22 protein-coding genes are annotated in these 20,079 nt (G+C 62.2%); 10 read left to right on the forward strand and 12 right to left on the reverse strand.

Going from position 1 to position 20,079, the window contains the following annotated elements:
- The first annotated feature begins 6 nt into the window (after positions 1 to 6).
- Positions 7 to 972, forward strand: coding sequence for a GNAT family N-acetyltransferase (locus Mgrana_RS10410; protein ID WP_119357547.1), 966 nt, complete (start codon positions 7 to 9; stop codon positions 970 to 972).
- A gap of 38 nt (positions 973 to 1,010) precedes the next feature.
- Here the strand turns inward: Mgrana_RS10410 and Mgrana_RS10415 are convergent, their stop codons facing one another.
- The 3 genes from Mgrana_RS10415 to Mgrana_RS10425 form a co-directional block, all read right to left on the reverse strand.
- Complete coding sequence (locus Mgrana_RS10415) at positions 1,011 to 1,358, reverse strand: DUF488 domain-containing protein (RefSeq protein WP_119357548.1); 348 nt, start codon at positions 1,356 to 1,358, stop codon at positions 1,011 to 1,013.
- A gap of 88 nt (positions 1,359 to 1,446) precedes the next feature.
- The gene (locus Mgrana_RS10420) at positions 1,447 to 1,968 is read right to left on the reverse strand and encodes a chromate transporter (protein WP_119357549.1); all 522 of its coding nucleotides are present in this window, start codon (positions 1,966 to 1,968) and stop codon (positions 1,447 to 1,449) included.
- Positions 1,958 to 2,503, reverse strand: a complete 546-nt coding sequence (locus tag Mgrana_RS10425; protein WP_119357550.1) for a chromate transporter — start codon at positions 2,501 to 2,503, stop codon at positions 1,958 to 1,960. Before Mgrana_RS10425 ends, Mgrana_RS10420 begins: the two co-directional genes overlap by 11 nt.
- A 106-nt stretch (positions 2,504 to 2,609) precedes the next feature.
- Between Mgrana_RS10425 and Mgrana_RS10430 the strand changes: the two genes are divergently transcribed.
- The 3 genes from Mgrana_RS10430 to Mgrana_RS10440 are packed head-to-tail and all read left to right on the forward strand — an operon-like array spanning position 2,610 to position 5,770.
- Entirely contained in the window at positions 2,610 to 3,707 is a 1,098-nt protein-coding gene (locus Mgrana_RS10430; RefSeq protein WP_119357551.1) for a C45 family autoproteolytic acyltransferase/hydrolase, read from the forward strand.
- 45 nt (positions 3,708 to 3,752) lie between these two features.
- Positions 3,753 to 4,169: an MgtC/SapB family protein gene (locus Mgrana_RS10435; RefSeq protein ID WP_119357552.1), complete on the forward strand. Its 417-nt coding sequence runs from the start codon at positions 3,753 to 3,755 to the stop codon at positions 4,167 to 4,169.
- A gap of 35 nt (positions 4,170 to 4,204) precedes the next feature.
- Complete coding sequence (locus Mgrana_RS10440) at positions 4,205 to 5,770, forward strand: amidohydrolase (RefSeq protein ID WP_119357553.1); 1,566 nt, start codon at positions 4,205 to 4,207, stop codon at positions 5,768 to 5,770.
- 116 nt (positions 5,771 to 5,886) lie between these two features.
- Here Mgrana_RS10440 and Mgrana_RS10445 read toward each other — a convergent pair whose 3' ends face one another.
- From Mgrana_RS10445 to Mgrana_RS10470, 6 genes are all read right to left on the reverse strand, one after another.
- Positions 5,887 to 6,282, reverse strand: a complete 396-nt coding sequence (locus tag Mgrana_RS10445) for an META domain-containing protein (RefSeq protein WP_119357554.1) — start codon at positions 6,280 to 6,282, stop codon at positions 5,887 to 5,889.
- Positions 6,283 to 6,340: 58 nt separating this feature from the next.
- Entirely contained in the window at positions 6,341 to 7,783 is a 1,443-nt protein-coding gene (locus tag Mgrana_RS10450; protein WP_119357555.1) for a gamma-aminobutyraldehyde dehydrogenase, read from the reverse strand.
- A gap of 22 nt (positions 7,784 to 7,805) precedes the next feature.
- The gene (locus Mgrana_RS10455; RefSeq protein ID WP_119357556.1) at positions 7,806 to 8,615 is read right to left on the reverse strand and encodes an ABC transporter permease; all 810 of its coding nucleotides are present in this window, start codon (positions 8,613 to 8,615) and stop codon (positions 7,806 to 7,808) included.
- A gap of 11 nt (positions 8,616 to 8,626) precedes the next feature.
- Positions 8,627 to 9,565, reverse strand: coding sequence for an ABC transporter permease (locus tag Mgrana_RS10460; RefSeq protein WP_119357557.1), 939 nt, complete (start codon positions 9,563 to 9,565; stop codon positions 8,627 to 8,629).
- Positions 9,562 to 10,581 (reverse strand): ABC transporter ATP-binding protein, encoded by a 1,020-nt coding sequence (locus Mgrana_RS10465; RefSeq protein ID WP_119357558.1) that lies wholly within the window; start codon positions 10,579 to 10,581, stop codon positions 9,562 to 9,564. The genes Mgrana_RS10460 and Mgrana_RS10465 overlap by 4 nt, the downstream gene beginning before the upstream one ends.
- A gap of 74 nt (positions 10,582 to 10,655) precedes the next feature.
- Positions 10,656 to 11,816, reverse strand: coding sequence for an ABC transporter substrate-binding protein (locus Mgrana_RS10470; protein WP_119357559.1), 1,161 nt, complete (start codon positions 11,814 to 11,816; stop codon positions 10,656 to 10,658).
- 112 nt (positions 11,817 to 11,928) lie between these two features.
- Here Mgrana_RS10470 and Mgrana_RS10475 point away from each other — a divergent pair, with 112 nt between their 5' ends.
- The gene (locus Mgrana_RS10475) at positions 11,929 to 13,371 is read left to right on the forward strand and encodes an NAD-dependent succinate-semialdehyde dehydrogenase (RefSeq protein ID WP_119357560.1); all 1,443 of its coding nucleotides are present in this window, start codon (positions 11,929 to 11,931) and stop codon (positions 13,369 to 13,371) included.
- A gap of 54 nt (positions 13,372 to 13,425) precedes the next feature.
- A complete protein-coding gene (locus Mgrana_RS10480; RefSeq protein ID WP_119357561.1) occupies positions 13,426 to 13,836 on the forward strand; it encodes a DUF3197 domain-containing protein in 411 nt (136 codons plus the stop codon).
- A gap of 3 nt (positions 13,837 to 13,839) precedes the next feature.
- Here Mgrana_RS10480 and Mgrana_RS10485 read toward each other — a convergent pair whose 3' ends face one another.
- Both Mgrana_RS10485 and Mgrana_RS10490 read right to left on the reverse strand, forming a co-directional pair.
- Positions 13,840 to 14,247 (reverse strand): hypothetical protein, encoded by a 408-nt coding sequence (locus Mgrana_RS10485; protein ID WP_119357562.1) that lies wholly within the window; start codon positions 14,245 to 14,247, stop codon positions 13,840 to 13,842.
- A 75-nt stretch (positions 14,248 to 14,322) separates the two neighbouring features.
- Positions 14,323 to 15,162, reverse strand: coding sequence for an isoprenyl transferase (locus tag Mgrana_RS10490; protein ID WP_119357582.1), 840 nt, complete (start codon positions 15,160 to 15,162; stop codon positions 14,323 to 14,325).
- Positions 15,163 to 15,264: 102 nt separating this feature from the next.
- Between Mgrana_RS10490 and zapE the strand changes: the two genes are divergently transcribed.
- Positions 15,265 to 16,242, forward strand: a complete 978-nt coding sequence (gene zapE / locus Mgrana_RS10495) for a cell division protein ZapE (protein ID WP_371862070.1) — start codon at positions 15,265 to 15,267, stop codon at positions 16,240 to 16,242.
- Between the two features lie 131 nt (positions 16,243 to 16,373).
- Entirely contained in the window at positions 16,374 to 17,876 is a 1,503-nt protein-coding gene (locus tag Mgrana_RS10500) for a S1 family peptidase (protein WP_119357564.1), read from the forward strand.
- A gap of 8 nt (positions 17,877 to 17,884) precedes the next feature.
- Here Mgrana_RS10500 and Mgrana_RS10505 read toward each other — a convergent pair whose 3' ends face one another.
- Positions 17,885 to 18,394: a hypothetical protein gene (locus Mgrana_RS10505; RefSeq protein ID WP_119357565.1), complete on the reverse strand. Its 510-nt coding sequence runs from the start codon at positions 18,392 to 18,394 to the stop codon at positions 17,885 to 17,887.
- A 36-nt stretch (positions 18,395 to 18,430) separates the two neighbouring features.
- On the opposite strand from Mgrana_RS10505, the gene Mgrana_RS10510 reads away from it, so the two are divergent.
- Both Mgrana_RS10510 and Mgrana_RS17100 read left to right on the forward strand, forming a co-directional pair.
- The gene (locus Mgrana_RS10510; RefSeq protein WP_119357566.1) at positions 18,431 to 19,576 is read left to right on the forward strand and encodes a phosphopentomutase; all 1,146 of its coding nucleotides are present in this window, start codon (positions 18,431 to 18,433) and stop codon (positions 19,574 to 19,576) included.
- A gap of 194 nt (positions 19,577 to 19,770) precedes the next feature.
- On the forward strand, positions 19,771 to 19,962 hold the full coding sequence (locus Mgrana_RS17100) for a DinB family protein (RefSeq protein WP_240631326.1): 192 nt from the start codon (positions 19,771 to 19,773) through the stop codon (positions 19,960 to 19,962).
- Positions 19,963 to 20,079: the final 117 nt, after the last annotated feature.

The following is a 20,079-nucleotide window of genomic DNA, read 5'->3' on the forward strand; positions in this document are numbered from 1 at the left end:
ACCGCGATGCGTTTGAATTGGATCATTCGCCCCTTCGAAGACCGCGATTACCAAACCGTCCCTGGGCTGCTGAATGCCATCTGGCCCGATGAGGTACACAGCGAAGCAGCCATGCGCGAGGACGACCGAGACCGCGACCTCCGCTGTAAAACCGAGCGCTTTATAGCCGAGGTGGAGGGGCGCGTGGTCGGTTATGGTCTCTACGACCAGTTCGAGGGGATGTACCACCCGCAGAAGTTCAGCGCCTGGGTCTCGGTGCATCCCGAGTTTCGGGATGGGGGGATCGGTCAACGGCTCTGGGAGAGGGTTTGGGCGGCCCTCCAACCGCATATGCCCATCTCGATCCTGAGCAGCACCCGCGAGGATCAAGCTCCCGCCTTGCATCTGTTGGCCAAGTATGGGTTTGAGGAAAAAATGCGCTCCTGGGAATCGCGGCTGGACGTGAGGGCTTTTGACCTCGCCGCTCATGCCGGAAGAATGGAGGCGGTAGAGGTGGCTGGATTCGCCCTGCGGAGCCTGGCGGAGCTCGGCGGAAATGAGGAGGCCTATCGCAAGGCCTACGACCTATGGCTCGAGACCCGCGCCGATGTACCGCGTCCAGAGCCCATGAGCGAGGTGAGCTACGAAAACTGGCTCAGATGGACGGTGGAAAGCCCTTACTATCTCCCCGAGGCCAATTTCGTAGCCGTAGACACGGCTACCGGGGCTTTTGTGGCCCAGAGCAACCTCTGGAAAACCGACGGTGAGTATCTCCAGGTAGGCCTTACCGGCACCCGCCGGGCCTACCGCCGCCGGGGTCTGGCCCTGGCCTTGAAGCTCAAGGCGATCGAGTACGCCAAGGCCGCCGGAGCCACCGAGCTGCGCACCGGCAACGAGCAAAACAACCGCCCCATGCTGGCCATCAACGAGCGATTGGGGTTTGTGAAGCAGCCCGCCTGGATTGATTTCGTGAAGCGGCTCGAGACCCCCTGAGGTGAGCCGCACGCAGCGGCGTGGGCTTGCGCCAGGGGTTAGGTGCTGTGCTCCAGGAGCTCCTGGAGCACCACCGCTTCATTGTGCAGCGGGTCCTTGGCGGCATACACAAGGGTGAGGTCCTGCTGGCGAGCCAGGGCTTGAAGCTCGAGCCAGGCTGGGTTGTGCCGCAGTTCGGCCCGATACCGCTGCCTGAATTCCGTCCATTTCTCAGGGTCGTGCCCAAACCACTGGCGAAGCTCGGTGGAGGGAGCAACCTCCTTGAGCCAAAGATCAAGCCTGGCTTTTTCCTTGGCCAATCCCCGGGGCCACAGGCGATCCACGAGGACTCTGCAGCCGTCATCTTTGGTGGGTGGGTCGTAAGCTCGTTTCAAGGACACCTTCATGGTGCGCTCCCCTTGGCGCCAAACTGGTATCCATACCGCACCCGCAATATAACACCCTGCCGGGAGGTTGCGGGCCCACCCGCGTGCGCTACAGCACCCCGATCAACCACCCCAGCAGGGCCGCCCCTATCAGAACAGCCAAAACATTTGCCCCTCGGTAGAGCAAAACCGCAGCCAGCCCCGCACCCCCCAACCCCCAAAGGGAGCTCAGGGAGACCTGGGCCAGCACCAGAAGCGCGCTGAATGAAAGCCCCATCGCGATTGGAACCAGCGCCCGCCTTAAGGCCCGGCTCCATTGGGCCTGCCCCATCCACCTCCAGGCCCAGACCAGGGCTATCGCCCCGAGCGTCCCCGGAAGAAACATCCCCAACATCGCGGCCAAGGCCCCCCCTACCCCAGCCGCGCTCAGGCCATAAAACAGCACCGCCAGCATGTTGGGCCCCGGCACAAACTGGCCCAGAGCGAAGCCGTCGGCAAACCCGCGCCGCGAAAGCCAACCGTTGGCCAGGAGCACCCGGGCCATCTCCGGTAGATTGGCCATCCCACCCCCAAAGCTCAGCACCCCAAAGCGCAAAAAGGTCAAGAATACCTCTGCCAAGCTAGCGGACATGGCTTTCCCTCCAGTAAAGCCCCATCCCCAGCGGCACCGCCAACAGGAGCACCAAGAGCAGCGACCAATGCAGCAACCCATAAGTCACAAACACCAAAAGAGCCAACCCTACCGCCTTGAGCGAGTCTAGGGCGGCTGGGAGCTGTCGCATCGCCGTAGCTAAGATCAGGCCTACTGCACCGGCAGCCACCCCGCTCAGTGCGTCCTGGGCCGCAGCCCCCGGCAGAAGGCCCCAACGGAAGTAGGCCAGGCTCAGCAGAAGCATCAGGCTAGCCCCCGGAAGCAGCACCCCCAAAAAGGCCAGAAGCCCCCCCAGCGCACCCCCCAAGCGGGCACCCATATGGGCGGCTAGATTGGCAAAAACCGGCCCAGGTAAAACCCGGCACAAGGCGGTGGCCTCGAGGAACTCCTTCTCGCTCATCCAGCCCCGCCGCAACACGATGGCCTGGTAGATCTGGGCGGTTCCCCCACCCCCAAAAGCCACAAACCCTACCTCGAGGAAGGCCATAAACAGCGGACCAAGCGGTATTTTCACACTCTGGATGATACGGGGGGTGGGCCTAAAGATAAAGCACGGGTCTCAGGGCCATGTCCCGTTTTGGCCCTTATGCGGGGCCGAGATGATACAACTGTAAGGAACTATGAGCCTGCCGTATCTGCACCTCTCCGGTTCCCCCTACGACCAGGGCCTATCCCAAGGCAAGGCCCTCACAGACGCCATTGCCCACAACCTCGGGCTCTACTTCCGCCGCTTCGAGAGCGAGTGCAAGCTCTCCCCCTCGGAAGCGCGGCGGCGCGGCGAGCGGTATCTGGAAGCCATTCGCACCCAAAGCCCGGCCTATGCCCAGGGCCTAGAGGGCCTGGCTGCGGGCTCAGGCCAGCCCTTGGTAGACCTGGCCACCCTGAATGTGCGCTACGAAATCATCTACTACCAGTTTGGGCAGGAGGCTGCCCCTCAGTACATTGCGCGTGAAGCCCCCAACGGCTGCACGGCTTTTGCGGTGCTCCCCAGCCATACTGCCGACGGCAACCTGTGGATGGGCCAGAACTGGGACTGGCTCGAAGGGGTGCAAGGAGCCCTCCAGCATATCGAGGAGCCGAATGGCACACGGGTTTTGGCCTTTACCGAAGCCGGGATCTTCGGCGGAAAGATCGGGCTCAACAGCCACGGATTGGGCCTATGCATCAACGGCCTGGTCGCCGTGGGGGACAACTGGGCCGGCCTGGGTAAGCCCTTTCACCTGCGCACCTATGAGGTTTTGCGCTCGGCCACCCTGAGAACGGCCATCCAGGCCATCACCCAGGAGCCCCGTACGGCCTCGGGGAACTTCCTCATAGGGCAAGGGGCACAGGCCGTGGATTTGGAGGTGGCCCCCAATGCGGTCGCGGCCTGGCAAGACACACCCCGGTTGGTGCACGCCAACCACTTCATGAACCCTGAGGGGTATGGCATCGAGGTCCCGCCGATTGAGTGGCTAGACCGCTCGCACCACCGCCAAGAGCGGCTCGAGACCCGCCTCGCCCAGTGGGAAAAGCCTGGGCTCGAGGAGTTTCAGCAGGCCCTGCAGGACCGCGATGGGGCTCCTTACGCGGTCTGCCGCACCGCCAGCGCGGAGGAGTATGCGCTAGGCGAGCCCTACCGCACGATCACCTCGGTGGTGATGAACCTCGGCACCCAGGAGCTCTGGATCTCCGATGGCCCCCCACACGAGAACCCCTACATTCCTTATAGGCTGTAAGGGCAGAGACGGCCCTGTTTAGGAGAATCAATCAGGAGGAAAATGATGAGTGTGCTGGAATTCAGCCTGCGGCTGGGGGTCGCTTTGGTGCTGGGGGCCATCATTGGGTACGAACGGTCTCGCCGCCAAGGGCTGGCGGGGATTCGTACCAACGCTCTGGTGGCCTGTGGCGCTGCACAGTTTGTGATGCTCTCTGGACTGCTGGCCGGGGGAGATCCCACCCGCATTGCGGCCCAAGTGGTCTCGGGGGTTGGCTTCTTAGGGGCAGGGGTCATCCTGAGGGAGGGTGGATTTAATGTGCGTGGGCTCAACACCGCGGCCACGCTGTGGGGGTCAGCGGCGGTAGGCTCGCTGGCCGGGGCCGGGTTCGTGCTGTATGCCCTGCCCGGAACCCTGGCGATCATGGTCGCCAACCTGGTCTTGCGCAACTTGGAGATGCGGGAGAAGCCCCCCAAGGCCTAAGGGCAAATCCGCTCAGGTTGCACTACCATACGCTTATGTCCTCGAGTACCATCCTCTACGGCGGGACCCTCCTCACCCCCCTGCCCACCTCCCTTCCCCCGCGCGGCAAAGAGGCCAGCAGAGGCCTGAAGCCCTTAGAAGCCCTGCTCATCAAAAGGGGTAAGATCCTGGCGGCAGGCGATCTTGAAGATGTGGAAAACCTGTCCGAACCGGGCACCAAATGGCTGAACCTTGAGGGCCGCACCCTCCTCCCCGGTTTCAACGACGCCCACGTTCACGTCTGGAAGGTCGGACAACTGCGGACCACCCTGCTCGACCTACGGGGGGTCAGGTCGCTGGAGGAGATCTACCGCCAGGTCTCCGAACGGGCGGCTACCCTCAAGCCCGGCGAGTGGCTGTGGGGCCGGGGCTGGAATGAGGCTCTGCTGGAGGAGAAGTCTCCCCCCTCCAAAGCCGCTTTAGACGCCGCGGCCCCGCGCAACCCGGTTCTCCTGACCCGGACCTGTGCCCATATCCATGCGGTCAACTCGCAGGCCCTACAGCTCTCCGGCATCACCCCGCACACCCAAGTTCCTGGTGGGGAGATCCACTACGATCAAGGTCTGCTTTACGAGACCGCCTACGGACTGGTGTTCAGGGCCATGGGCGAACCCACCCCCGCCCAGTACGAGCTGTGGGTGAGATCCGGTCTCGAGTATCTGCGCAGCCTGGGCATCACCAGCGCCACCGACCCCGCCGTAGACCCTCCGCTCTACGCCGCCTACCGGGCCCTCGACGCCCGGGGCGAGCTGCCGATTCGGGTCAACCTGCTCTACATCCGCCGCCCGGATGGGGGGACCGAGACCTTTCCCCTGCCAGAAAAGTACGTCTCCGAGCGGCTGCGCTGCACCTCGGTGAAGTTTTTTGCCGACGGGGGCCTGTCCGGTGCGACCGCCGCCATCTCCCAGCCCTACAAGACCCTGCAGCCCCCCAGCTACGGCATCTTGCGCTTCGAGGAGGAGGAGCTGTTTGAGCTAGCCCTCGAGGCCCACCGTGCGGGGTTTCGCATCGGTACCCACGCCATCGGCGACCGGGCCTTGGATCAGGTCTTGAAGGTGTATGAACGGCTGTACGCCGACTCATCGGGGCCCCGCCACCGCATCGAGCATTTTGGGCTGGCCGGGCCAGAGCACCTGACCAAAGCTCGAGAGCTCGGCATCATCGCTGTGCCGCAGCCGGTTTTTCTGAGCGAATTGCGCGTCAACTATGAGCGCTATGTGCCAGACGAGTGGTTCTGCCGCTGCTTCAACTTGAAGGCCATGTTCGACGCAGGTCTGACCGTCGCATTCTCCTCGGACGGGCCGGTGGTGCGGCAGGTGGACCCGCTCATCGGCCTGCGGGCCGCCCTCAAAGAGCCGCTGTGCCCAGGGAACCAGGTGAGCCTGGAACAGGCCCTGTGGGCCTACACCCTGGGCGGGGCCATCGCCCAGGGCGATGAGGGCAACCGAGGGCGTTTGGAGACCGGCTACTGGACCGATTTCGTGCTGCTCGAGGGCAATCTAAATGAGCCGGAGAGCCTTTCCGTGAGCCGAACCATGGTGGGAGGAACCCCCGCGCCCTAGCGATTCACCCACTCGAGGCTAGAGAGGGGGCAGGAACACCCCCTCTCACCTGACTAGAGATATGCTCAGATACGGCAAATCGCTGGCTTTCATCCATCGCCGCCGCAATGAACCCTCTATTTGTTATTCACACGTTTGAACGTCAGCGACTTGTCACCGCCCAGGATTCGCAGCGTCATCCCATCTGCGCTCAGGCTATAGCGCAAGGCCTTGGAGAGCGCGACCGAAAATTCCATCTCGATCCTATCCTGGGCTTCTCCACAGGCCATTTTGGTGCTCATCAGGGCGCCAAACTTGATGGCGGTTCCCTTTAGGGTATAGGCCCCGCTGCCCCGATTGCAGCCGTAAAAAGCGTTAACCCGATCAGCGGTAAAAGCCAGGGTGGGTTTTTTCTCGAGGGTAACCGCTTTTCCCCCAATGGCCTCGAGCTCCCACTCCGAGCCCTCGAGGGCGTTCTGTGCCAGACCAAATCCCAGGGCCAACATCGCCAGCAAAGCCAGTAGGTTTTTCATACACCCTCACTATAAACGGTTGGATGAGAAGCCCTATGGTTCCAGGCCAAACTCACCTTTAGTGCTTGACCATCACGTGGCGCACCACGGTGTAGTCCTCGAGGGCATACAGGCTCATATCCTTGCCATAGCCCGAGGCTTTTAGGCCGCCGTGGGGCATCTCGTTGACCAGCATGAAGTGGGTATTGATCCAGGTGCAGCCATACTGCAACCGACTGGCAATTCGCATGGCCTTCCCCACATCCTGGGTCCAGACCGAGGAAGCTAGGCCATAATCCGAGTCGTTGGCCCACCGGATGGCCTCTTCCGTGTCCGAGAAGCGGGTCACGCTCACCACCGGCCCAAAAACCTCCCGGCGCACGATCTCGTCGTCTTGGCGGGCTCCAGCAATCACCGTGGGTTCATAGAAAAACCCCCGCCCCTCGAGCGGATGCCCCCCGGCTGTGACCTCCAGATGCTTCTGGGTCTTGGCCCGCTCGACAAATCCGGCCACCCGCTGGCGCTGCCGCTCGGTGATGAGGGGGCCCATCTCCACCCCGGCCTCGTCCTGTAAGCCCAGCTTGATGCCCTTCACCGCATCGGACAGCTCAGCCACGAACCGATCGTAAATTTTAGCCCCGGCATAAACCCGGCAGGCCGCGGTGCAGTCCTGACCGGCATTGTAGTAGCCAAACACCCGAATGCCCTGAACGGCGGCCTCTAGGTCGGCATCGTCCATCACGATGACCGGGGCCTTGCCGCCGAGCTCGAGGTGGGTGCGCTTGAGGCTGGCTGAGGCGGCCTCCAGGACTTTTCGGCCGGTTCCCACATCCCCGGTCAAGGAGATCATCCGGACCCCCGGCTGGTGGATGAGGCTCGAGCCCACCGTCTCGCCAACCCCGGTCACCACGTTGACCACCCCTGCCGGGAATAGCTCGGCCAAAAACTCGGCCAGCCGAAGGGTGGTGAGGGGGGTCTGCTCGCTGGGCTTGAGCACACCGGTGTTGCCCGCAGCCAGCACCGGGGCCAGCTTCCAGGCCGCCATCATCAGCGGGTAGTTCCAGGGCGCGATAGAGGCCACCACCCCAATGGGGTCCCGCCGAATCATGCTGGTATGCCCGGCCAGGTACTCCCCCGCCACCGCCCCGGTCAGGGCCCGCGCAGCCCCCGCGAAGAAACGAAAGCAGTCTGAGATGGCCGGGATTTCATCGTTCAGTACAGCCTGATAAGGCTTTCCGCAGTTGAGCGCCTCGAGCCGGGCTAACTCCTCGGCATGCTGGTCAATCTTGTCGGCCAGCTTGAGCAGCAGCATCGAGCGGTCCTTGGGCGTGGTCTGGGACCAGCCCTCAAAGGCCTTTTCCGCCGCAGCAACCGCGGCCTTGACCTGCTCTACCGAGGCTTCAGGTAGCCTCAGGAGCACCTCGCCGGTTGCCGGGTTGAGGACGTCCAGAACCTGTCCTTCCCCGTCCACAAACGCACCGCCGATCAGCATTCGGGTGGACTGGATGGGAGCCTTGAGCATATTTCTCCTTTCGTCTCGAGCTTCAGGTGGTTTTCCCGCCCCCGTGCAACTCTTCACCGCTTTGGGTTAGGCGCTGGGCCAATAGGATGGGAACAAACGTCACCGCGGTGACAAAAATGGCCACCACGTTGGTGACGGGTCGTTCCCGGGGCTTGAACAGCTCGCTCAGAAACCAAATCGGCAGGGTCTTGTCCTGTCCGGCAGTAAAGGTGGTCACAATGACCTCGTCGAACGACAGGGCAAACGCCAGCATTCCCCCGGCCAGGAGCGCGGTGGCGATTCCCGGCAAGATCACATAGCGGAAGGTTTGAAACCCATCCGCGCCTAGATCCATCGAGGCTTCAATTTGGGAAGGGGTCAGCCGGCGAAACCGGGCTACCACGTTGTTGTACACCGTAACCATGCAAAAGGTGGCGTGTCCGATGACGATGGTCCAAAAAGAGGGCTCGAGGCCCAAGCGGTTGATCGTGGTCAACAGGGCAATCCCGGTGAGGATCCCCGGCAAAGCGATGGGCAGGATCAGCGAAAGGGTCACCACGTCCTTGCCGAGAAAATTAAAGCGATACATCGCCCCCGCCACCATGGTCCCCAAGACCAAGGCCACCGCGGTAGCCACCAAAGCCACCCGCAGCGAAAGCCCCAGCGCGGCCCACATATCCTGGCGGGCAAAGGCCACCCCAAACCACTTCAGGGTGAGCCCAGGCGGGGGAAACTGATAGGTGCGATCCTCGGTGGTAAACGCGTAGAGCAGGATGATGAGCAGCGGGAAGTGGAGGAAAGCAATCCCCGCAATGGCCGCAATCCGCAGGGCAAGGGAGGGCTTAGCCTTCACAAAAGTTCCTCCTAGAGCGCATCAAAAGCCCCCAGCCGCCGCACCAACAACAGGTAAAGGGTGATCACCACGATCGGCACCACCGAGAACGCCGCAGCCAGCGGGATGTTCCCCGCGGTGCCCTGCTGAATGTACACCATCTGCCCAATGAAAAACCCCGGCTGTCCCACCACTTGCGGGATGATGTAATCCCCCAGGGTGAGCGAGAAGGTGAAGATACTTCCCGCGGCCACCCCTGGCACCGCCAGCGGCCAGATCACCCGACGGAAGGTCTGGCCGGGCCGGGCCCCGAGGTCGGCTGAGGCCTGGATCAGGGACTTCGGCACCCGCTCGAGACTGGCCAGAAGCGGCAAAATCATATAGGGCAGCCAGATATAGGTGAAGACCACAAACATCCCAAAATACGATGAGGCCAGGCTGGGCCCACCCAGCACCGGGGTCTTGAGAATCGCGTCCAACAGCCAGGAGAGGTGCAACTGGGCAAAAAACCAGCTCACCACCCCCTCCTGGGCCAGGATCAAGCGACCCGCGTATACCCGTACTAAATAGCTCGACCAAAGCGGCAGCAGCACCAGCATGTACCAGAGGGTGCGGGTGTTGCCCCTGGTATAGAAGGCCATATAAAAGGCGATCGGAAAGGCAATCAGGCCGCAGGCAAGCGTCACCGCCAGGGCCATCAAGACCGTGCGTATCACGATGTCGGTATTGGCCGGGGTGGTCAAGAGGGTCTTGAAGGTATCCAGGGTAAAGCGGTACTCGAGCTGCCCGGTAAAGCCGTTAATCGAGTAAAAACTGTAGAGGAGCAGGTTGAAGAGCGAACCCAAATAGATGATGCCCATCCACAGCATGGGCGGCACCAGCAAGAGGAACAGGAGGAGGCCAGGATGCAGGTAAAACAGGTCGGAAACCCTGCGCCAGAGGCCTCGAGGCGGGCGTAGGGTCTGGGTCATACCGAGGCCTCCGGTCTGGCCGGAATCCCATCAGCCAGCGGACGCAGCGAGGTTGCATCCCAGGACAGCGTGACCACGCTGCCCGCTGGCAGTATCTCCTCCTGGGAAGGGGCCAGCGCGGTGATCCGCCCCCCCTCTACCTGCACCTCGTAGCGGGTCTGCGAGCCCAGGTAGTGCACATCCAGAAGCCGCCCTACCAGCCGATGGGCCCCAGGTTCGCTCCCGGCGACCAGCCGCACCCGCTCCGGGCGCAGGGCAAAGCGGCCTTCGCCCAAGCCGATCAGGCGGCCCTCGAGAATGTTGGCACTCCCCACAAAGCGGGCCACAAACTCGGTCTGGGGATGCTCATAGAGCCCCTTAGGGGTGTCGAGTTGCTCGATCTGGCCGTGATTGAACACCGCCACCCGGTCGGACATCGAAAGGGCCTCGCCCTGGTCGTGGGTGACGTAGATAAAGGTGATACCGAGACTGCGCTGAAGGGCCTTGAGTTCAATCTGCATCTCCTCTCGCAGCTTGAGGTCCAGGGCCCCCAGCGGCTCGTCCAGGAGCAACAGCCGGGGTTGATTGATGAGGGCCCGGGCCAGGGCCACCCGCTGGCGCTGCCCCCCTGAAAGCTGAGAAGGGCGGCGGTGCTCCATCCCGCTCAGCTTGACCAGCTCGAGCATCTCCCCAGCCCTGCGGTGTCGCTCAGCCCGCGGCACCCCCCGCACCATCAGGGCATAGGCCACATTGTCCAGCACGCTCATGTGGGGGAACAAGGCGTAATCCTGAAACACCGTGTTCACATCCCGGGCATAGGGCGGGAGCCTCGAGGCATCCTGTCCGAAGAGTACGATCTGTCCACTCGAAGGGGCTTCGAACCCCCCGATCAGCCGCAGGCAGGTGGTTTTCCCCGAGCCCGAAGGGCCCAGCATCGAGAAGAACTCCCCGGAGTACACCTCGAGGTTGACCCGGTCTACCGCCCGCACGTTGCCAAAAATGCAGGTCAGGTTGATGAGTTGAACTGCGGTCTGCATAGTATGCCCACAAGCCGAAGACCCCAGGCAAAGCCCCACGGAGGTTTTGCCTCGAGCCCTCGAGCTTCTTTAGCTCATCTCCCCCCTTGTATGGCCACGTAATCTGTCACCCAGCGGCTGTAGGGCACACATTTTCCGCCTGGAGCCTTGCAATTGGCGATCGGGGTTTTCCAGAAGTAAACCTTGGCGAAGTCCTGGTAGCCGTTGGCCTTGCAGCCTTCGACGCCCAACAAGGTACTGGCGGTGCAGCCTTTGGGTACCACTGGGTTACTGCCGAACCAGGCCGCCACATCGCCCTGCACCTTGGGGTTCAAGCTCCACTCGAGCCATTTATAGGCGCAGGTGGGGTTCTTAGCGTCCACGTGCATCATGGTGGTATCCGCCCAGCCGGTGGCCCCTTCCTTGGGCACCACGCTCTTGATGGGCTGTTTGTTGGCCTGAAGGGTGTTGACCTGGAAGGGCCAGGTGGTGCTGGCCACTACCCCCTCGTTGGTGAAATCCTGAACCTGAGCATTGGCATCGTTCCAGTAGCGCAAAACCAACTGGCGCTGCTGCCGCAGGAGCTTGAGGGCCTCTTGGTACTGGGCCTCGGTGAGTTCGTAGGGGTCTTGGATGCCCAGCTCGGGTTTGGTCTTCATCAGATACAGCGCGGCATCCGCAATGTAGATGGGGCCGTAGTAGGCTTCAATGTGCCCCTTATTGGATTTGCCATCGCTCAGGGTCATCTCCTCAAAGACCACCTTCCAGCTATCCGGTGGGGTTTTGAAGGCCTTGGTGTTGTAGGCCAATACGTTCAAACCCCACTGGTACGGAACCCCATACCGCACCCCATTCACGGTGTACCAGGGGGCGTTGATCAAGCGGGGGTCAAGGGTTTTGGTTGCGGGGATCAGGTTCCAGTTGATCGGCTGCACCTTGTTGCCGTAAATCAGGCGCAAGGTGGCATCCCCTGAGGCGGTGACCAAGTCGTAGCCACCTTGGTTCATCAGGGAGACCATCTCATCCGAGGAACCCGCGGTCTTAACGCTGACCTTGCACCCGGTGCTCTTCTCGAAGGGCGTCACCCAGTCGTAGGCTTTGTCCGATTCGCCGCGCTCAATATAGCCCGGCCAGGCGATGATCTTGAGCTGTCCCTCCGGTTTACCCAGCGCGGTGAGGGCTTTGCTCGCAGGGACCTGCGCCATGGCTAAAGAGCCAAGCAAGGTCAGAGCTAAGGTCCAGCATAGCCTTTTCATGCATCCTCCTGGAATCGGCAGCACCGATGGGATGAGTTTACCGCATCCTCCGGAGCTGATACAGATTTGAAAACCTCCCGGAGTGCTATCGTAGATGCTCGAGGAAGTGCTTATGGTCAAAGACTTTGATTTCCCGGTGGATGCCTACATTGCAGGCCAGTGGCGCAAAACCGCCAAGACCTTCACCGTGCGCAGCCCCTTTAGCGGTGAGACCGTGGCTGAGGTGGCCGACAGCGGTGTGGCTGAGGCACAAGCCGCGGTAGAGGCTGCGGTAGAGGCCTTTAAGGCTTGGAGGGCCCTCACGGCCTTTGACCGGGCCAAGGTGCTGCGCAAGTGGAATGAGCTGCTGCTCTCGCATCAGGAGGAGCTAGGCCGCCTGACCGCGCTCGAGATGGGTAAGCCCATCACCGAGGCCAAAGGTGAGGTGCTGTATGCTGCCAGCTTTGTGGAGTGGAGCGCCGAGGAGGGGCTGCGGGTCAACGGAGAGGTGCTGCAATCGCGCTTCCCCAACAAGCGCCAGATGGCCCTCTATGAGCCGGTAGGACCGGTGTACGCGGTGACCCCGTGGAACTTCCCCACCAGCATGATCACCCGCAAAGCCGCCCCGGCCCTAGCCGCGGGCTGCCCCATCATCCTCAAGCCCGCCGAGCAGACCCCGCTGTGCGCGCTGTATCTGGCCAAGCTTTGGGAGGAGGCCGGAGGCCCAGCGGGAACGCTGCAGGTGTTGCCGGCTCTGGACCCGGTACCGGTAAGCAAGGTGCTGATGGAGGACATACGGATCCGCAAAATCACCTTTACCGGCAGCACCGCCGTGGGCAAGATTCTCTACCGCCAGGGGGCCGATACCCTGAAGCGCATCAGCCTCGAGCTCGGGGGCAACGCACCCTTTATCCTCTTCGAAGACGCCGACCTCGAGAAAGCGGTGCAGTTCACCCTTCTCTCCAAGTACCGCAACGCGGGACAGACCTGCGTCACCACCAACCGCATCTACGTACACAAGCGGCTCGAGTCCGACTACGCAGATGCTCTGGCCGAGGCGGTGGCGGGACTCAAGGTAGGCGACCCCCTCGACCCCACCACCAACGTGGGGCCCCTGGTCGAGCAGCAAGGCCTGGACAAGGTGCGTGCCCACGTAGAGGACGCCCTTGCAAAAGGGGCTAAGGTCAAGACCGGAGGCAAGGCCCTGGGGGGGCTGCTCTACGCCCCCACCGTGCTGACCGGAATTCAGCCGGGCATGCGGGTGCTCGAGGAGGAGACCTTCGGCCCGGTCGCCCCCTTGATGCCCTTCGAGGACGAGGAGCAGGTGATCGCCTGGGCCAACGGCACCGACTACGGGCTGGCGGCCTACATCTGGACCCGCGACCTCTCCCGGGCTTTCCGGGTGGCCGAACGGCTCGAGTACGGCATCGTCGGGGTTAATGATCCGGTGCCCAGCGCGATGGGCTCCAATCTGCCCTTCGGGGGCTACAAGAGCTCTGGACTGGGCCGCGAAGGGGGGCATTGGGGGCTGGAGGAGTACCTGGAGACCAAGTTCGTCTCCTTCCTGCTGCCCTAAGCCCCCTGCGGTATACAGGACAGAGAACCCTGGCCTTAGCCGTAGAATGCAGGTATGGAACTCGTCGGAACTCGAGGCGCACCCCGCGAAACCCTGGCTGACCTCAAAGACGCCCTCAAGGGCCTATCCTTCGATCAGGCGGTGGTCACCCTGGTGACAGACTGGCAGGATCAGCGCAAAAATGCCCGCTACGCCGTGTTCGTGCGGGACGGTTCTCGACACATTCTGACCATGGATGCCTTTGGTCCCCGCTTTGGCCCTGAAGGGGATGACGCCTTACGGGAAATGGTGGAGTGGTTTCAGGCTCGAGGGGTTACCCACTTTTACGAATCGGTATTCCCCCCCTCGGAGTACTCGGGCCTATTCGAGCTAGATGGGGCGGAGGCCACAGCTCTCCTGGTGGCCACCGCCAACCCCGCCGATCCCCTGCTGTATATCCGGCGGGGCTACACCAGCCGGATGTAGCCTTCAAGTGCTCGAGACCAAGGAGGCCCCCGCGTCCTTGAGCCTCTGCACGGTGGTCTCATCGGCGCGCTTGAGGATGAGGATCTGCGCCCCTTCCTTCAGGGCGTTCATGAAGCGGCGGTGCTGATCCTTCGGTAGGTCCTCGAGGTAGCGATCGTAATCCTCGGGCTCCTCGCGGCCTACCGAGGGGTCTCTCTCTACCACAATCGGAACCACCGTGCTCGAGCCGCCCGTAGCCGACATCCCGATCACCATTGGCACTCCTGGAGCCCCGTCGGTATCCGGGGAATCCTCGCGGGGTTGGCCTAGGTCCCCCCTCGGGGCCAGGATCTCGTAGTCTTTGTCCTCCAGGCCGTCAATCGCCCGCTGAAGCGCATCATCTTCCTCGAACACCGCATACACCTTGGCCATAGGACCCTCCCAGCCAAGAATACGGAGGGGGGTTGAGACCGCTTTGAGTCAAGGCTGAGGGCCAACTGAACCCCCCTATTTCCCGAAGCGCCGTTCACGCCCCTGATAGCTGCGGATGGCCCGGAGGAAATCCACCTTGCGGAAAGCCGGCCAAAAGGCGTCAAAGAAGTAGTACTCGCTGTAGGCCCCTTGCCAGAGCAAAAACCCCCCCAAGCGCACTTCTCCTGAGGTGCGGATAATGAAGTCAGGGTCGGGAACCCCAGCGGTGTAGAGCCGTTCAGAGATGTGCCCGATATCCAGCTCAGCGGCCAGCTCCTCGGGGCTCTTGCCGGTCTCGGCGGCTTCGCGAAGGAGCAGCTTCACCGCATCTACGATCTCCTCCCGCCCCCCATAACCCATGGCGATCTGGAGCAGCATCCCCTGGTGGTGGGCGGTGGCCTGCTCGAGCTCCTCGAGGGCCTCCAGCACCTTGGGGGGGAAGCGGTCGTGCCGCCCGATCACCTTGACCCGCACCTCGTTGGCGTGGATGCGCTCGTCTTTGGCCATCCGCCGGGCTTCCTTGACGAAGAGGTTCATCAGCGTCTCCACCTCAGCGTCAGGCCGGTTGAAGTTATCGGTGGAAAACACCCAGATGGTCACAGTAGGGATGCGGAGTTCCAAGCACCACTCGAGCACCTCGTAGGCCTTGGTCACCCCAAACTCGTGCCCTTCATGAGCCTCCAGGCCCAGCTCTCGGGCAAAGCGCCGGTTGCCGTCGAGAATCATCCCCAGATGGCGCGGAGCCTGTCCCCGCAATACCTCGGCCTCCACCCGACGCTCATACCACCAGTACAGCGGCTTGAGCACCGTCTGGGCCAACTTGACCAGTTGGAACCGCCCGCTGGGGCGGGAGGGAGAACCCGCATTCACTGCCATGGCAACCTCATCAACAGGGGTATTGTAGCGCTCCCCAGAGCCCGATGAGGAGCGGGTCATGAGACTTGACTCTTAGCCCCTCACCCCCCACGCTGATATGTTGTGCATCTTGCCGATCATCAACCCGAGCTTCATCTGGATACGTTAATGGCACAGTTTGTGCCTCCGCCCCGGTTCCATGCGGCCACCTTTGCCTCCTTCCAGCCCGACCCTCAGTACCCCTCCCAGGGCGCTGTTCTCCAGCGCTTACTGGCCTGGGTACACGATAAACCCCGGGGCTGGTTCCATAAGCGCTTACCCGAGCCCGGCGGGGTGTACCTGGACGGGGGGTTTGGTGTAGGCAAGACCCACTTGCTGGTGGCCAGCTACTGGGACGCCCCCGAGCCCAAGGCTTACCTCTCCTTTGAGGAGCTGACCTATGTGGTGGGGCTGATGGGGATGACCAGTGCGGTTGAACACTTCGCCAAGCTGGCCTACCTGTTCATTGACGAGTTTGAGCTCGATGACCCAGGCAATGCCCAGATGGTTACCAACTTGCTCAACCAGACCATGGGCCAGGGCCTACGGGTAGCCACCACATCCAATACCCCCCCCGGAGCGCTAGGGCAGGATCGCTTTAGCGCCGAGCAGTTTCAAATTCAGATTCAAAGCCTGGCCCGTCGCTTCCAAACCCTGACCCTCGAGGGGCCAGACTACCGCCGCCGCGACTTCGTGCGGCTTCCAGAGCCCATGAGCGCGGAGGAGCTCGAGCGGCGCTTCCTCGAAGAAACCCGCCCCGCCAGCTACGACCACTTTGCCGAGCTGTTCTACCTGCTGCGGGGGCTGCACCCCATTCGCTATCGCTTTCTGTTTGAGGGCTTGGCGGTGGTCTATCTCGAGGGCCTGGCCCCTATCCCCGATCAAAACGATGCCCTGCGCTTTGTGCACTTCATCGACAAACTCTATGACCGCGGGTTGGGGCTGCGGGCCTCGGGGGTGAGCCTCGAGCAAATCTTCCCGGACAGCTACCGCAACGGGGCTTTCGCCAAGAAGTACGGGCGCTGCCTCTCCCGGCTGGCCGAACTGCTCTCGGCCCCCTGAGGCCGTGCAGCCGCGATACACACAGGGTCTGGTGCAAATGCACCGGGTTGCTCTCATTTATCTCTTAAAGTAGAGGAAGACCGCCCAATTGGGTCCAGGCCAAGGGCTGGCGAAGGAGCGTGGCACAGAGCATGAAACGCCTAGGGTTAGCGCATTTATGGGTGTTGGGATTGGTGTGGATGGGCCTGAGCGTCCAAGCCCAGACCCTCCCTCGAGAAGTCCGCGAACGCATTGTGGCCTCAACCGTGCTGATCACCTTCCCCATCGATGCCCAGACCGATAGCATCGGCTCGGGGACCCTCATCAGCCCCTCGGGCTACATACTGACCAACTACCACGTCATCGGCGACACCGATAGCCGCAGCATCGCCCCCAAGATCTATGTGGGCACCATCCGTTTTGTAGACCAGCCCCCCGAGATCAAGTATCTGGCTAAGGTGGTGGCGGCTGACCCCAACTTAGACCTGGCCTTGATCCGCATTGTGAGCACCGCCGACGGCAAGCCCGTGGGCAACCTCAACCTTCCGGCCATGCCCATCGGGGACTCCAACAGCCTGGTGGTGGGCGATCCCATCTATGTCTTCGGCTTCCAGGGCACCGGCGGGATGACCCTAAGCTTCTCGAGGGGCGCGGTGGGTGGGTTCACCGGTGAGGATAAGGAATCCGGCGGGAAGCAGTGGATCAAGCACGACGCCCAGACCGGCCCCGGCAATTCCGGCGGCGGGGTCTATAACCAGGAGGGCGAGCTGATCGGCATACACAGCGCGGGGGTCTCCGGCCAGAACAACTCCCGCACCGGCTTCATGCGTCCGGTGGCCTTGGCCTGGGGGTTGGTGGGGCCCAACGTACCCAACCTGGTCCGCTCCGGTACCCCACAGCAGGCCGTCCCCAGCCCCACCGCCAGCCTCCCCACGGCCTGGCCGCCTCGAGTGGGCGAGGGCCAGGTCTGGCAGGTGCAGGTGCAAGGTGGGCAATGGAGCGGTACCTGGACCGTGACCCTCTCGAGCCGCGACAGCGATGGCGATCCTGTGGGCTCAGCGGTCTCGGGCAACAAAACCCTCAACGCCCTGATGTGGCAAAAGGACAACATCCTGCGGCTCAATCTGGGGGATGACAAGTATCCCTACGCCCGTTGCCGCTTCGATCCCCAGAACTATGCCGGAAGCATGCAGGGCAAACTCTACGTGTTCAAGGACGCCAATTCCGACTCCCAGGAGATCGGCACCTGCGTCGCTTCGCCCAAGACCGCCCCGGTTGCCAACGCTGCAGCCTGGCCCCCCAAGCTGGCGGTGGGTCAAAAATGGCAAATTAGCCTGCAGGGCAACAACCTCAATGAATCCGGTACCCTAACCCTCCTCCAGGCCGATTCCAATGGAGACATCGAGGGGGATCTGGTCTTCAAAAACTACAAGCTGCTCTCCTTCTTCTTCATCAGCGACAAGGGCAATGCCCTCCTGGACATGACCGAGCCTGAAGGGGCCGATAGCGGGGTCTCCTGGCTGCGCTGCCGGTTTGAGCCACAATCCTCGACCACCGCACTGACCGGCAAGCTCCAGTTCTTCAACACCGACAAAGACGGCAACATCAGCAACCTGAAAGACATCGGCACCTGCAAAGCCACCCTGGGTCGCTGAGGCCCCCCTCAAGGGGTGCGGCTCAGGTTATCCACCTTCAGCACGAAACTCAGGGTGTATTTGCCGTTTTTGCTGCTGACCATCTGGAGGTTCTCGCCCTTGAGGGTGATGCTGTTCTGGCTCAAGGCCACCACCGTGACCTTGCCCAATCCTCCCCAGCTCTTGCTGCCCTTGCGGTCGTCAATGAGGCTCAGGCTGCCCTGCACCCCCTTTTTGGCCGGGTCGCCCACCACATAGGTGGCCTTGGCTTTGGGGGCGGAGTTCAGCTCGATCTGGAGGAAGCGCTCGTTGTAATTCGGGGCCACCCCTTCCTTGGGGCTCGAGGCCATGTACACCCCGAAGACCGATCCGTTCTTGGCGATCTGCCCTTTGATCCGAATTCGGGTACGGTCGGGGAACTTGCCGAGATCATAGCCTTTGGTCTGCAGGCTGAAGCTACCGCCGTAGGCAGGGGTTAGGCCGGTCTGGGCCAGAGAGCTCAGGCCAAGGGCCAGGAATACCAACAAAAGCCTTTTCATCACCCAACCTGTTTAGCAGAGGGTATCCTGAGGCATATGAAAATCGTCTGTATAGTGCTTGACTCGGTGGGGCTGGGCTACTTGCCGGATGCCATGGATTTCGGCGACGAGGGCGCCGATACCCTGGACCATACCGTGCTTAAGACCGGGCTCGAGCTGCCCCACCTATCCGCCTTGGGCTTGGGAAATGTCCCTGGGGTGAGCACCCTTCCCCTGGCCGAGCACCCCAAAGCGGCCTTTGGCCGGATGCGGGAGGTCAACCCCGGTAAAGACACCTCTACCGGGCACTGGGAGTTTGTGGGGATTCACCTCCATCACGCTTTCCAGGTTTTCCCGCAAGGCTACCCTCAGGAGTTCCTGGAGGCCTATGTCCAGCGCATCGGGGTGGGGGGCTGGCTGCTCAACCGGCCTTACTCCGGCACCGAGGCCATCCGCGACTATGGCGAGGAGCATCTGCGCACCGGGTTCCCCATCGTCTACACCTCAGCGGACTCGGTGTTCCAGGTGGCTGCACACACCGGAAAGGTTCCGCTCGAGACCCTCTATGACTGGTGCAAGGTGGCAAGGGAGATGCTCATCGGCCCCTTAGCTTGCGCTAGGGTCATTGCCCGCCCCTTCGAGGGTGAGCCCGGCAGCTTCTACCGGCGCGAGGATCTGCGCCACGATTACGCGCTCGAGCCCCCCCGCAATGTTCTGGACGTAATTAAGGAGGGGGGGTTGGAAGTGGTGGGGGTGGGCAAAATCCCGGATGTGTACGCCCACCGCGGCTTTACCCGCGAGGTCAAATCCGGGAGCAACCCCGAAGGGATTGAAAGGACGCTCGAGCTGATGCGGGAAGCCTTCAGTGGGCTGGTCTTCACCAACCTGGTAGATTTCGATGCCAAGTATGGTCACCGCCGCAATGCCGAAGGCTACGCCCAGGCTCTGGCGGAGTTTGACTCGAGGCTGCCCGAGCTCTTGGCCGCGCTCGGCCCTGAGGATTATCTATTCATCATCTCCGACCATGGCAATGACCCCACCTACCGCGGCACCGACCACACCCGGGAATACGGGATGCTGTTGGTGGTCGGGCCGGGGATGGCGGGGCGAAATTTGGGCACGAGGGCCACCTTCGCCGATCTGGCCGCAACCTGGGCCCAGCGCTTCGGTCTGAACTGGGACGGGCCGGGGACGGCAATCTAGACCCGTGGATCCATTGGTCTGTAGGGGTTGGAGGGGCGAGGGTTCTCCTCCCTATGCCCGCTGCTCACCTGCCCAATGAGCTTCACCTCGGAAAGAAGGCGAGCCCCAGGTCTCGAGAGCGCAGTTTGACTTCGCAGTGAATATGATGATATCGTAACTAAACTCGTGATTACTGTATCAACGAAGGGAGTTTTATGGCGGAAGCAGCCAACAAGACCCTGATCGAGGCCCTGCTGGACTCTTATAACCGCAATAACATCATCCTGCTCAACCTGCTTCACGCCCTGCCCGAGGGGGGCCTGGAGGCCAAGGCAATGGAGGGCAGCCCGTCGGTCGCGGCGATGTTTTCCCATATCCACCAGACCCGGCTGTTTTGGCTCACCTAAACCGCCCCCGAGGCTGGCAAAAACCTAACCCCACTCTTCCGCAAAGAGGGAGATGGCTGGACCCCCGAGCGTGACGCTCAGCGTATCGAAGACGGGCTGCAGAAAAGCGCCCAAGCG

It is taken from the genome of Meiothermus granaticius NBRC 107808 (assembly GCF_003574355.1).
GTDB lineage: Bacteria > Deinococcota > Deinococci > Deinococcales > Thermaceae > Meiothermus > Meiothermus granaticius.

Coding starts and splice junctions, on each gene's coding strand:
- Mgrana_RS10490 (WP_119357582.1), bottom strand. CDS start 15,162: ATGGCAGTGAATGCGGGTTCTCCCTCCCGCCCCAGCGGGCGGTTCCAA.
- Mgrana_RS10440 (WP_119357553.1), top strand. CDS start 4,205: ATGTCCTCGAGTACCATCCTCTACGGCGGGACCCTCCTCACCCCCCTG.
- Mgrana_RS10420 (WP_119357549.1), bottom strand. CDS start 1,968: ATGTCCGCTAGCTTGGCAGAGGTATTCTTGACCTTTTTGCGCTTTGGG.
- Mgrana_RS10480 (WP_119357561.1), top strand. CDS start 13,426: ATGGAACTCGTCGGAACTCGAGGCGCACCCCGCGAAACCCTGGCTGAC.
- Mgrana_RS10415 (WP_119357548.1), bottom strand. CDS start 1,358: ATGAAGGTGTCCTTGAAACGAGCTTACGACCCACCCACCAAAGATGAC.
- Mgrana_RS10485 (WP_119357562.1), bottom strand. CDS start 14,247: ATGGCCAAGGTGTATGCGGTGTTCGAGGAAGATGATGCGCTTCAGCGG.
- Mgrana_RS10465 (WP_119357558.1), bottom strand. CDS start 10,581: ATGCAGACCGCAGTTCAACTCATCAACCTGACCTGCATTTTTGGCAAC.
- Mgrana_RS10470 (WP_119357559.1), bottom strand. CDS start 11,816: ATGAAAAGGCTATGCTGGACCTTAGCTCTGACCTTGCTTGGCTCTTTA.
- Mgrana_RS10460 (WP_119357557.1), bottom strand. CDS start 9,565: ATGACCCAGACCCTACGCCCGCCTCGAGGCCTCTGGCGCAGGGTTTCC.
- Mgrana_RS10445 (WP_119357554.1), bottom strand. CDS start 6,282: ATGAAAAACCTACTGGCTTTGCTGGCGATGTTGGCCCTGGGATTTGGT.
- Mgrana_RS10450 (WP_119357555.1), bottom strand. CDS start 7,783: ATGCTCAAGGCTCCCATCCAGTCCACCCGAATGCTGATCGGCGGTGCG.
- Mgrana_RS10500 (WP_119357564.1), top strand. CDS start 16,374: ATGAAACGCCTAGGGTTAGCGCATTTATGGGTGTTGGGATTGGTGTGG.
- Mgrana_RS10505 (WP_119357565.1), bottom strand. CDS start 18,394: ATGAAAAGGCTTTTGTTGGTATTCCTGGCCCTTGGCCTGAGCTCTCTG.
- Mgrana_RS10435 (WP_119357552.1), top strand. CDS start 3,753: ATGAGTGTGCTGGAATTCAGCCTGCGGCTGGGGGTCGCTTTGGTGCTG.
- Mgrana_RS17100 (WP_240631326.1), top strand. CDS start 19,771: ATGGCGGAAGCAGCCAACAAGACCCTGATCGAGGCCCTGCTGGACTCT.
- Mgrana_RS10475 (WP_119357560.1), top strand. CDS start 11,929: ATGGTCAAAGACTTTGATTTCCCGGTGGATGCCTACATTGCAGGCCAG.
- Mgrana_RS10510 (WP_119357566.1), top strand. CDS start 18,431: ATGAAAATCGTCTGTATAGTGCTTGACTCGGTGGGGCTGGGCTACTTG.
- Mgrana_RS10410 (WP_119357547.1), top strand. CDS start 7: ATGCGTTTGAATTGGATCATTCGCCCCTTCGAAGACCGCGATTACCAA.
- Mgrana_RS10430 (WP_119357551.1), top strand. CDS start 2,610: ATGAGCCTGCCGTATCTGCACCTCTCCGGTTCCCCCTACGACCAGGGC.